9 protein-coding genes and 1 pseudogene are annotated in these 12,323 nt (G+C 52.1%); 3 read left to right on the top strand and 7 right to left on the bottom strand.

What is annotated here, in order from left to right; all coding sequences use genetic code 11:
- Both ACML7B_RS01040 and ACML7B_RS01035 read left to right on the top strand, forming a co-directional pair.
- Window positions 1-207, top strand: a pseudogene (locus ACML7B_RS01040) (hypothetical protein); the annotation flags it as partial.
- A complete protein-coding gene (locus tag ACML7B_RS01035) occupies window positions 182-3,745 on the top strand; it encodes an ATP-binding cassette domain-containing protein (protein WP_418538960.1) in 3,564 nt (1,187 codons plus the stop codon). The pseudogene ACML7B_RS01040 and the gene ACML7B_RS01035, both read left to right, overlap by 26 nt.
- Before the next feature lie 54 nt (window positions 3,746-3,799).
- On the opposite strand, the gene ACML7B_RS01030 is transcribed toward ACML7B_RS01035, so the two are convergent.
- The 7 genes from ACML7B_RS01030 to ACML7B_RS01000 are packed head-to-tail and all read right to left on the bottom strand — an operon-like array spanning window position 3,800 to window position 11,265.
- Entirely contained in the window at window positions 3,800-5,113 is a 1,314-nt protein-coding gene (locus ACML7B_RS01030; RefSeq protein WP_346707870.1) for a HAMP domain-containing sensor histidine kinase, read from the bottom strand.
- On the bottom strand, window positions 5,100-5,813 hold the full coding sequence (locus ACML7B_RS01025; RefSeq protein WP_106788855.1) for a response regulator transcription factor: 714 nt from the start codon (window positions 5,811-5,813) through the stop codon (window positions 5,100-5,102). Before ACML7B_RS01025 ends, ACML7B_RS01030 begins: the two co-directional genes overlap by 14 nt.
- A gap of 7 nt (window positions 5,814-5,820) precedes the next feature.
- Window positions 5,821-6,828 carry a hypothetical protein gene (locus ACML7B_RS01020; protein ID WP_418538956.1) on the bottom strand — a complete coding sequence of 336 codons (1,008 nt, stop codon included), beginning with the start codon at window positions 6,826-6,828 and terminating at the stop codon, window positions 5,821-5,823.
- Complete coding sequence (locus ACML7B_RS01015) at window positions 6,815-8,338, bottom strand: MBOAT family O-acyltransferase (RefSeq protein WP_418538954.1); 1,524 nt, start codon at window positions 8,336-8,338, stop codon at window positions 6,815-6,817. The genes ACML7B_RS01020 and ACML7B_RS01015 overlap by 14 nt, the downstream gene beginning before the upstream one ends.
- Before the next feature lie 7 nt (window positions 8,339-8,345).
- The gene (locus ACML7B_RS01010; protein ID WP_346707867.1) at window positions 8,346-8,570 is read right to left on the bottom strand and encodes an acyl carrier protein; all 225 of its coding nucleotides are present in this window, start codon (window positions 8,568-8,570) and stop codon (window positions 8,346-8,348) included.
- A complete protein-coding gene (locus ACML7B_RS01005; protein WP_418538951.1) occupies window positions 8,555-9,754 on the bottom strand; it encodes an alanine racemase in 1,200 nt (399 codons plus the stop codon). The genes ACML7B_RS01010 and ACML7B_RS01005 overlap by 16 nt, the downstream gene beginning before the upstream one ends.
- A 2-nt stretch (window positions 9,755-9,756) precedes the next feature.
- Window positions 9,757-11,265, bottom strand: coding sequence for an amino acid adenylation domain-containing protein (locus tag ACML7B_RS01000; protein WP_418538948.1), 1,509 nt, complete (start codon window positions 11,263-11,265; stop codon window positions 9,757-9,759).
- A 162-nt stretch (window positions 11,266-11,427) separates the two neighbouring features.
- Between ACML7B_RS01000 and ACML7B_RS00995 the strand changes: the two genes are divergently transcribed.
- The gene (locus tag ACML7B_RS00995) at window positions 11,428-12,306 is read left to right on the top strand and encodes a LysR family transcriptional regulator (protein ID WP_346707864.1); all 879 of its coding nucleotides are present in this window, start codon (window positions 11,428-11,430) and stop codon (window positions 12,304-12,306) included.
- Window positions 12,307-12,323: the final 17 nt, after the last annotated feature.

Below are 12,323 nucleotides of genomic sequence, written 5' to 3'. Positions count from 1 at the left end.
TCCAAAAGTTTAGATTTTCCCACAATGCTTATCTTTTGGTCTTTGGTTCGGAATAGTGTAGTGCTGGCGGTCTATCTCTTGTTTTCGGTTGCTTGCTTCCTTACCGTACATGAGCATTCCGTTGACGATTCTCCCGGCGCTCTTTATAATAAGAACTGTTTTATGGAAAAGGAGAGACATCATGCTTCAGATCAAACACATCTGTAAAGAATACCGCACCGGCAGCCTGGTCCAGAAGGCGCTGGACGACGTAAGCTTAAATCTAAGGGACAATGAATTCGTGTCTATCCTGGGACCCAGCGGCTCCGGCAAGACCACCCTTTTAAATATCATCGGCGGCCTGGACCGCTACGACAGCGGAGATCTTATTATCAACGGAGTCTCCACACGGAAATACAAAGACCGGGACTGGGACTCCTACCGGAACCACACCATTGGTTTCGTCTTTCAGAGCTACAACCTGATCCCCCACCAGACCATCCTGGCAAATGTGGAGCTGGCCCTGACCATCTCCGGCATCGGAAAATCCGAGCGCAGGCAGCGGGCGCAGAAAGCCCTGGATGAAGTAGGCCTTGGAGATCAGGTCCACAAACGGCCCAGCCAACTCTCCGGCGGCCAGATGCAACGGGTGGCTATCGCCCGGGCCCTGGTCAACGACCCGGACATCCTGCTGGCCGACGAACCCACCGGAGCCCTGGACAGTGAGACCAGCATCCAGGTAATGGACCTTCTAAAACAGGTGGCCAAAGACCGCCTGGTGGTCATGGTCACCCACAACCCGGAGCTGGCGCAGGCGTATTCCACCCGCATCGTCAACCTGCGGGACGGCAGGATCCGCTCTGACAGCAATCCTTTTGAGATCGACGAGACCACTCTGGAAGAGCCGGAACATCGGAATATGGGGAAGGCCTCCATGTCCTTTCTCACGGCCCTGTCTTTGAGCTTTAACAATCTGCGTACCAAGAAGGCCCGTACCCTTCTTACTTCCTTCGCCGGATCCATCGGCATCATCGGCATCGCCCTGATCCTGGCTCTGTCCAACGGCGTCAACGCCTATATCAAGTCCATTGAGACCGACACCCTGGCCGAATACCCTCTGCAGATCCAGAGCACCGGCCTGGACCTCTCCTCCATGATGGGCGGGGAAACCGGCGGCGGCTCCGCCTCAGATACGGAAAAAGGGGACGTAGGCGTGATCCAGATGGTCACCAATATGTTCTCCACCATGGATTCCAATGACCTGGGCGCCCTCAAGTCCTACCTGGACAGCGGGAAAAGCGGCATAGAAAAATACACCCATGCCATTGAATATTCCTACAGCATCACGCCTCAGATCTACCGGCTGGAGGACTCCTCCGTCCGCCAGGTACACCCTGACCGTTCCTTCGAGGAACTGGGCCTGGGTTCCTCCAGCGGCTCCAATTCCATGATGTCCGCCATGATGAGCACCGATGTGTTCTATGAGATGCCGGAGAATACCGACCTCTACCAGGGGCAGTACGACGTCAAGGCAGGACGCTGGCCCCAGAATTATAACGAGTGCGTTATCGTTCTGACTTCCAGCGGAAACATCAGCGATTTTCTGCTCTACACCCTGGGTCTTCGGGATTCCGATGAGCTGGATGCCATGATCCAGCAGTTTATTGATGAAGAAAATGTAGACACCCCGGAAGATATGGGGGACTATTCCTATGAAGACCTGCTTGGCGCTTCCTTCAAGCTGGTCAACAGCTCCGACTACTACCAGTACGACAGTCAGTACAAGGTATGGACTGACAAGACGGACGACTCTGACTACATGCGGGATCTGGTGGAACAAGGAGAGGATATCCGGATCGTAGGCGTAGTACAGCCCTCAGAAGACGGCAACGGCTTCGTTCTCACCTCCGGCATCGGCTACACTCCTGCCCTGACCCGCCATGTGGCACAGCAGGCACAGGAGAGCCAGATTGTACAAAAGCAGCTGGAAGATCCAGACATCAATGTATTTACCGGGGAACCCTTTGGGGAAGACAGTTCCGAAAATGATTTCGATATGGAATCCCTGGTCACCATTGACGAGGGAAAACTGGGAGAAGCCTTCGGATTCGATGAAAGTGCCTTCTCGGATCTCTCCAGTTCTTTTGACTTCGCGGATGTCTTCGCAAGCGCCGGAGATTCCATGGATCTGTCCGGCCTGATCGATCTGGGCAATCTGAATATAGACCTGCCCGATCTTGGCACGGTAGATCTGGAAGAGATGATGGGAAGCATGGAGATCCCCGTCTCCCAGGAGGGGTTCCGTCAGATGGCCGCAAGCCTGATGGAAGGTTTTAATCAGTATGGGAAGGAACACCCGGAAGCGGATTACTCCGGGCTGCAGAGCAGCTTTGAGGGATATCTGAAAACAGATGCCGCCAAAAAGGTTATGAAAGAGGCAATCCTGGAGATTGTAAAAAAGACTGCCAACGTTACTGTATCCAACACACAGGTGCAGAAACTTTTATCAAATCTCAAAGAGGGATTTAAAAATTCTTTATCCAATAAAGAACCTGCGACTGTTGATGACTTCTACCATGCTCTGGAATCCTATATGAGCGGCGATGGTCTCTCTGTGGTAAATTCCTGGGCAGATGATATCGCCAAAACCGCTGATGTCACCATCACCGATGCACAGATGGAATCCTTATCTTCCGCTCTGGTCTCCGGCTACAGCGCCTATGCCAAAGAGCAGGGCAAACCGGATCCCACTCAGATGGGTCTCCACTTCCTTACGTATCTCCAGACAGAGGACGGCCAGCGGCGCCTGGCGGAAGGACTGGCGGCAACGGTAGATACGGACGCTCTGGAAGACCAGCTTATGAAAGCAGTGGAAACCTATATGGGCAGCGCTATGGCCTCCTACGGCAACGCCATCGGAGACGCTCTGAAAGACCAGATCTCTTCCGCCCTGCAGCAGATGATGACCCAGCTTGCTTCCGGCATGACAAAGGCCCTTGGGGGCGCCATGTCCAACATCGGCAGCGCCCTCCAGGATGCCATCAGCGTTGATGCAGACGCTTTCGCGGAGGCCTTCCAGATGAACATGACCGGGGAAGACTTAACGGAACTGATGATGTCCATGAGTTCCGGACAGGACGCTTCCTACGACGGCAACCTGACCACCCTTGGCTATGTGGATTTTGCCGAGCCATCTTCCATTGACATCTATCCTCTGGATTTCGAGAGCAAGGAACAGGTGGTATCCATCCTGGATCACTATAACAGCCGGATGGAAGAAGAAGGAAAAGACGAGCAGGTGATCACCTATACCGATCTGGTGGGCTCCATGATGTCCTCTGTCACAGACATCATCGACATCATCAGCTATGTGCTGATCGCCTTTGTGGCCATTTCCCTGATCGTATCCTCCATCATGATCGGCGTTATCACCTACATCAGCGTTCTGGAACGCAAGAAAGAGATCGGCATCCTGCGGGCCATTGGAGCCTCCAAGCAGAACATCTCCCAGGTGTTCAACGCGGAGACCTTCATCATCGGCCTGTGCGCCGGACTGATCGGTATCGGAGCAACCCTTCTGATCCTGATCCCCGGCAACGCCCTGATCCACCACATTGCGGACACCAACGACGTCAATGCGTTCCTGCCTGTAGTTCCTGCCGTGATCCTGATCCTGTTAAGTGTGATCCTGACTCTGCTGGGAGGTCTCATCCCTTCCCGCAAGGCGGCAAAAAGCGATCCGGTAACAGCCCTGCGAACAGAATAATCTGACATTTCAAAAGCAGCCACACAAAAATCCCGTGTGGCTGCTTTTAACATTTCATATACAGGGAAACAGCAGCGTAAGAGAAAACCGCTCTCTGCTTTGCTCCGTCCGGCAGGTCCCTCCCATCCGTTCCATCATATTTTTCACATTGATGAGACCGATCCCCGTACTCTCCTCCCTTCCTGCCGGTATGCCAACACCATTTGCAAAGGTCAGCCGCACTGTATCGCGGCTGGCACCACAGCGAATAACTACCGGCTCATTTTTGTTTGCATATTTCACAATATTAGACGTAATATTGTCCAGGATACGGGCAACATAGGTCCTGTCTGTCCGAATCCTTCTCTCCTCCCAGTCTATATGAACTTCCGTCTGAAATTCCTTCTCCTCCAGATAACTGCAAGTCTCCGAGAGCAGATCATAGAATACCTCCCGATACTGCTCCGGCTCCTCCAGCCTGGGGCTTTCCTCCCCCGCCACCAGCGCATATCGGAAGAGATGATCCGACAACTGTTTCAGCCGCCGGGCCTTCTCATCGATCTTCCTCAGATATTCCTGAAGCTTCTCTTCACTGATCCCATTCCTTTTCCGCAGGATCTCTGTGTACAGCAGGATCGAAGTCAGCGGGGTCCGCAGATCGTGGGACATCTCCGTCACGATCTCCTGGTTCGCCTTCGCAAGCTGCGCCTCCTGCTCCATCTGCTCCTTAAGGGAACAGCGCATGGCTTCCAGCCCTTTCGCCAGCACAGCCAGTTCATCTTTCCCCTCCACAGTGATCGGATATTCCAGATCCCCGCCTTCCAGGATCTGAATCTCACGTCCCAGCTGGCGGATATAGTCCATCTTTCTCCTTACTCCCCAAAGCACCAGTCCGAGAAACAGGAAAAACGCTGCCAAAAGTTCCAGGATCATGACAAAATTATATAACTGATACTGATAGGCTCCGTAGAAGACCACTTCTCCGTTTCCGTCCGGGAACCGAACCGGATAATAGTTCTCCCGCGAGTTGTACTTCTGTTCCCGCTCCTCTTCTGTAAGATTTTCCATATCCCGAAGGTAATAGGAATCGTAGACCAGCCATTGATCCTGATAGATCTTCAGCGCCAGGATCTTCTGCTCCTTCACCCACTCTGTGATCTTTTTCCCGTCTTTTATGCTGATCTCATTATCTGTCACATAATCCTGCAGGTTCTCCGTATATTCTCTTTCCCTGCGCTCCACATAATCACTGCTCTGATACCAGCAGACTACAAGATAATCTCCCGCGAAACTCAAAAAATAAAAGAAAAGAACCCCGGCCGCCAGCGCGCCGGCTACCAGCCGCAGCAGCAGAAAGGAAAGAGAGTCCTTTCTGTTAAGCGCTGCCATCGAATCGATACCCCTTTCCCCAAACTGTCTGGATCCTCCTGGGATTCTGCGGATCCTCTTCTATCTTCAGGCGAAGCTTCCGGATATGCACAGTGACGGTGGAATTACAGTTGTAGAAATAAGGCTCCTCCCAAATGCTTTCATAAAGATTTCTGGCCGAGAAAACTTTCCGCGGGTGAGACATCAAAAGTTTCAGGATCCCATATTCTGTCTCTGTCAGATCTCTTTCCGTTCCACTTACATAAACCTGATTATATTCCTTATGAAGGCGGATATCCCCAGCCTCCAGATATTCCTCCTGTCCGTCCCCCTCCAGAATCTTTTTCCCGCTGTAAACCCTGTAACGGCGCAGCAATGCCTTGACTCTTGCCAGAAGTTCTGTATAGGAGAATGGTTTCGCCAGATAATCGTCCCCGCCGGCCATCAGTCCGATCAGCTTGTCCGATTCCTGCGCTTTGGCCGTCAGAAAAAGCACCGGGACATACGACCTCTTGCGGATCTCCCGGCAGGTACACAGCCCTGACATCCCCGGCATCATCACGTCCAGGATCACCAGATCCGTAGACTCCTCCAATGCCGCAAGGCCTTTTGCCCCATCCGGCGCCTCCCGGACTTCATAATTCTCACTTTCCAGAAGAATACGCACCCCTTCCCGGATATCCGGGTCGTCCTCAATGATCAATATCTGTTCCTTCTCCATAGGTTTTCTATCCTTTCTTCGCAGTTCCGCTACGGATCTTCAGAAGTTTTGGTCCTGCTTCTTCGGCAAACTTCTCTGCGTTTTCATCCCATTCTTCAAATCCTTCCATCCCGCGCCGGTCTGGAAGCTCCCTGGATTCTGCCAGAAATTTCCCCAGATGTCTGGTTACCTTCTCAGCCCCTGACAGGTTCAGATGATCTCCCTTGTCCGTCGTATCTGTTTCCCAGTTGATCCCCAGTTCCTCCAGGTTCAGATCCAGATAAGTCAGACCCTTTTTCTTTGCAAAGGCCGCCAGACCATTATGCTTCCTGAAATTATAATTCACCGGGGAGGGGCCGCTGTAAAGCAAAAGATCCGCCCCGTTCTCCCTGCACAGCTTTATGATCTTGTCCATATAGCGCAGGTTCATCTTTTCAATCTTCTTCTGTTCGGTGGTCTCTTTCATATAGCTTCCTTCCCGATAAGGTTTGACCCCTGTTCGGATCTGAAATCCCTTGTATGCTTCGCCTGGATAACGCTCTCCGGTCAGAAGCGGTTTCCACACATCATGAAAACGGAAAATCGGGAAATAATAACTTCGCAGTTCACTCAACAAGGTCTGGATTCCTGCCATATCCCCTTTATAACGATATATTACATTTGTCTCCAGAAGCACCACTTTAGGAGATTGTGTTTTAAAAGCCGTCTTCAAGGCATAGTAGCTTTCCTGGATCTTTTGTCCCGGTTTTCCACAGACATAGGCAGTGATCCCCTGTTCCTGCCACAGCTGCATGGGAGAGACTGTAGTATAACTTTCACTGTCTCCCACTACAAGCAGGTCGATGGTATGTTCTTTCTCTCCCTGGATCCCTGCAATACTCTTATTTCCTTCCAGCAATAGCCCTGCATCTTCTTTCACAAGCCTGACCACCCCCTGGGAAAGGAAAAGAAGAATACACAGCAGGATCCCCGTAAACGCGCCTGCTCCTCCCAGTTTTCTGATCCCTGTTTTTAACTTCTTCTTAAAATCCTGCATAAATCAAATCCACCTGTTGATATCCTGTTCCATATGCTCCAAAGATCACTACCGCCAAGATCAGGCTGTAGCAAAGTCCCCAGCGAAGAGAAGGCCTCATCTCCTCCAGCGCCGCCTCCCGGATCCATCCTCTCTCCCTGGCCATTCCATAAATTCCCACTACCAGACACCCAATGGCTGCCGCATAAAAATCTCCAGGCCGAAGTCCCAACTTCAGGAACGAACCATCCCAAAGAGGCTCCAGAGAAAATTCCCGGAAAATACTAAGAAACATCGCAAGTCCGGCCCGGAAACCATCTGCCCGGAAAAACAACTCTCCCGTAAAGATGATCGCCCAGGTCTTCAATACTCTTATTCCATGCCAACACCATGCTTCCTCCCGGATGTGAATCCCCCTCCTGATAAATTTTCCCACCGGTTCCAGGGCGATTTCTGTCATCAGGACGGCAAAATAATACATACCAAAGAAAATATAACTCCACCTGGGTCCATGCCAAAGACCGTTGCACAGCCAGACAGGGAACAGCGCCATGGCCGATACCCCCAGCTTTGTAATATATTTGCCGCAATGCTTCCTACCAAACTGATTCCAGCGCTTTACCGGGCCGGACATGGAAACCGGATAAAACACATAGGTCTTCAGCCAGGTTCCCAGAGTAATGTGCCAGCGCCTCCAGAATTCCGCCGCATCCGCAGAGGCAAAGGGCTGACGGAAATTCTCCGGCAAACGGATCCCAAACATCCGGCCGCTGCCGATCACAATGTCCATACAGCCTGAAAATTCCATATAAAGCTGAATGGTATACGCTACCGCTCCTGCTGCCGTGATCAGGCCGCCGTAATCCTGATAATGGCCAAAGATCTGCCGCACCGGGATATAGAGACGGTCCGCGATCACCAGCTTCTTAAAAAGACCCCACAGGATCCTCGCCCCGCCGTTCCATAAGTCTGCGGACGAAAGTGCCTTCCCTTCCCAGAGCTGATCTGCTGTCTGGGAGTACATGCTGATTGGACCTTCCATGATCTGAGGGAAAAATCCCAGAAAAAGCGCCAGCTTTCCCGGATGAGTCTCCGCCTTGATCTTCCCCCAGTACACATCTGCCAGATACCCCACTGCCTGCAATGTATAAAAGGAAATGCCTACCGGGAGCAGCAGTTTTTGAACCGTAAAAAGCTCTCCTCCCAGCATCTTCTCTGCCAGGAAATTCAGATTCCTTACAAGAAACGGCGCGTACTTCAGATACCCCAGCACCCCCAGGAGCACCGTTACTCCCAAGGTCAGCACCCACCGTTTTCTCTTTCTTTTCGCACTCTCGATCCACTGCCCGGCCAGATAAGTAAAGGCTGTTGTTCCCAGGAGGTACAGCAAAAGCTCCCCACTGATCAGATAGAAGAACAGATAGCCAAAAAGCAGCAGGATCTTCCAGCGGTGCCGCTGGGGAACCATCTGATAAGCCGCCAGAGCGGCCGGAAGGAATAAAAAGAGATAAAGTCCTGTATGATACGCCATAAACTGTCTACCCCTTCAATCTCTGGATCATCTCCCACATTGCCCGGACAGAGTTGAAATTCTCCGGCGTCATCTGCGCCGCCTCGATCCGGACGTCGTAAGCCGCTTCCAGTTCTGACACCAGAGTGATCACAGCAAAGGAATCCAACACTCTTCCTGTGATCAGCGCCTCCTCCTTCTCATACTCTATACTGTCGTCAATCTCATTTAAGATCATTAACAATGTTTCCATTCTGCTTCCTCCTTTTTCATTGTCCAGGGATAAGTCGACTGCCGACGGCGGATCTGCTTCCAGCCCATATCCCGGCTGTAAAGCGCCACCGCCGGAAGTTCCCTGCTTAAAAACAAAGCCATCCCCTCTGTCGCCGAGTAGGCTCCTGTCTGTTCAAAAACCAGTGTTTTTCCAATGGCCGGTCCCGCCAGCCGCACACGGCAAAGCAGCAGATCATTAACGGTACACAAAGCTCCGCATACCGTCCACTCCTGTTCATCTGCCTCCTGGCTTCCCGGGATCATCTGGATCTTCGGAAGATACATCCCCCGGATCTGACCATCATAGTGAAGCTGATGGATACCGCCGTCCGTCATACAATAATTCTTCCCGTCACTTTGCTTGACTTCGCAGATCCTGGTGAGATAATAGCCGCAGCATGCAGTCAGGGCTCTCCCCATCTCCAGGATCACATTTCCCCGCCACTCCATAGCCTCCAGCGCCTCTGCGGTTTCCTGCAGATCCACTTGCAGCCGGTCTTCTTCCCCCTGGAAATAAGCCACTGAAAGACCGGGCCCGTACTCTAGCGTTTCTACCGAGAATCCATACTCTTCCTCCAATTCCCGGCAGCGCCGGTCCAGATAAGCGATCTCCTCCCGGATCTTCGCCGTCCCTTTTTTCTGCGTTCCGGAGAAAAAGTGGATCCCCTTGATCTGTACATAAGGACATCCTTTCCGCAGTTCCACAATACTCAGAAGAGTCTGCCAGTCCATACCAAATTGATTGCCGCTGGTAAGGCGCAGATACACCGGAACCGTCTGCCGGCTCTCCTCGCACCAGTCTACCAGATACTGAAACTGCTGAGGGGATTCCACGGTAAATGCGCTCTGTCCTTTCGTGTACTCCAGCATCTCATACACTTCTTCCTTTTTCTTCAGCACTCCGGAGAGGAACAATTTCTCCGGCGTTATCTGGAGCTCCCGGCAGATCTTGAATTCCCCCGGAGAACACACCTCCAGCCGGTCCGCCATCTCTGCCATCTGTTCCGCCAGAAACGGATTAGCTTTCATGGCAAAACAAAGACCTGCCCGCGCTCCCAGAATCTCTCGGAATGCCTGGAAATTCTCCGTCAAAAGATCCATATCAAAGAAGTAGGATGGGGTTCCATAACGGATAATCCCCCGCTCCAAACTTTGCCTGTCCATCTTTATACCTCCTGTCTGTTCTGAAAATACGCTCTGTCCGTCTTGCCATTCTTATTCAGCGGGATCACCGGCACACGGGTGATCTTACCCGGCACCATATAGGAAGGCACTTTATCCTTCAGCTCTTTCCGCACTACCGGGGGGACTTCCTTCCCTGTATAGAAAGCCGCGATCCTCTGCTTTTCCCGGTCAAAGATACAGCAGCACCGGGAAACACCCTCCATCTGCTCCAGACATCCTTCGATCTCCTCCAGTTCGATCCGGTGTCCCATATACTTGATCTGAAAATCCTTCCGTCCGGCAAAATATAATAATCCATTCTCTCCGTAAAATCCCAGGTCTCCCGTGTGATAACAGCATTTTTCCTCACCGCTTTGCGCTGTATAAAAATGAAAGCGCTTCTTCGTCTCTTCGGGATTATTATAATACCCCTCAGCCAGAGATTCCCCGGATACACAGATCTCACCAGCCTTTCCCTCCTCTGTGATCCTTTCTCCTTTTTCGTCCAGAAGAAACACCTGCCGGCCCGGGAAAGCACTTCCTATGGGCAGCCTGTTAAATGCCTCCCATTTCTCCCGGATCCGGTAGAAGGTACAATTGCAGGTGACCTCTGTAGGACCATAGAGATTGATAAATTCCGCTTCCGGAAGCGCTTCCTGCCAGCAAATCAACTGTCCCGCCGGCATCACCTCGCCACTGAACATAACTATACGCACATCCTTCGGAATCCGATATTCCAGCCCCTTGAGAGCCGAGATCAGACAAAGCGCCGATACCGCCCAGATCATCACGGTTATCCGCTTCTCGCAGAGAAGATCCACAAGTCTTGGCGGGATGGAAAAATACTCCTTAGGGATCAGAACCAGCGTCGCCCCTGTCATCACACAAGAATAAATGTCCTTCACCGACACATCAAAATCAAAAGGCGCCTGATTCCCGATCCGGTCATCCGCACGAAGATCGAAAATCTCTGTAAAATGCCCCAGGAACTGTATCACTGCCTGATGGCTCACCGCCACTCCCTTTGGTGTTCCAGTAGACCCGGAGGTAAAAAGGCTGTAGAGAAGATCCGTCTCCTTTGCTTCTTCCCGGATCCTCCCCAGGAGGATCGGATCCGGTTTGGTTCTGACTGCGTCTTCCAGAAAGCAGACGGGAATCTCAAGACCCGTCTCGCGGACTTTCCTCCCCGCCTCTTCATCCCCTACAATAAGCTGGGGGGTTAACGTCTCCAGGATCTTCTTCCTTCTCTGGACCGGCTGCCCCGGATCCAGCATGACATAAAAACAACCTGCATACACCACACCCAACATAGCCGCCAGTACCGCCGCGCTCTTCTCCATCAGGATCACTACCGGCCGGCCCGGATCCGTCCGACGGGCAAAAGCCGTTCCCATCCCCTGGGCCAGCCGCGTCAGTTCCACCCAGGTCATCCGGATATTTCCGTCATCTACCGCCGTCTTACAGGGATATCTTTTTTGCGTACGTTCCAGATAGTCCAATATATTTTTCATTCCACACCTCCTTTGATCCGTTTTCATTATAAAAGACAAAACTTAATCAATCCTGAACACTTTCTTAATAAATCTAAATCTTGAATCCCAAGGTCAAAAATGCTATAATCCATAAACACCCTTTATAGATAGCGATTTGTTCATTTATTTAAGGAGGTTTCTATGAACACCATCCAATTAGAATGTTTTATCGCCGTAGCTGAACACCTGAATTTTTCCCGGGCTTCCCAGGCCCTGAAGATCACGCAGCCGGCGGTGAGCCATCAGATCCAGTCCCTGGAAGAAGAGCTGGAGGTAAAGCTGTTCCGCCGGACCAGCAAAAGCGTCTCCCTTACCCAGGAGGGACTGCAGTTCCTTCCGGACGCGGAACTGATCCTGAAGACCGCCTTCTCCGCCAAGGAGCGTCTGGGCCGCCATGAGAGCCTGATTCCGCTGGAGATCGGCTGCCACGACCGCATGACTTTAGAACTGCTGCCGGGCCTCTTCCATCAGCTGGCCCTGGAATTTCCTCTCCTCCGCCCTTCTGTCCGGATGGTGCCATTCCCCTCCCTTCTGGGGCTTGTGGAGAACCAGAAGATCAGCGCGGCTTTTGACTTCAAAGAAGGACAGAAAAAAAGCGCCCTTCGTTTCAAAGCGCTTTCTTCTGCCCCCATAGCCTGTGTCTGTACTCCCGACCATCCACTGGCCCAATATGAAGTTCTCACCAAAGATATGCTCCAGGGAAACCTGGTGGTGTGTTCCTCCCGGCAGGTCCCCGGACATCTCTTCTCCATCCAGAGCCGTCTCATCCCTGCCCTTTCTCCGGAACAGCGGTACTTTACGGATAACATCGACACTGCCTTTGTCCTTGTAAAGGCTCATTTAGGCTACACCCTGTATCCGGACGTGCCTCAGGTCCGGGATCCCGGGCTTCGCTATATCCCTGTCCGGGATCTCCCGGAGATTGCCTTTGGGATCTATTACCGGTATGACAACGATCACCCGGTGATGAAACGGTTTCTCGCGCTGGCTCAGGAAATCTTCCAGCTCGCAACTGCATAAAAAAAATCCCTGTCCCG

This window comes from Massilistercora timonensis, from assembly GCF_048354975.1.
In the GTDB taxonomy this organism is placed as follows: domain Bacteria; phylum Bacillota; class Clostridia; order Lachnospirales; family Lachnospiraceae; genus Massilistercora; species Massilistercora timonensis.
This window is presented reverse-complemented; position numbering and strand designations above follow the sequence as displayed.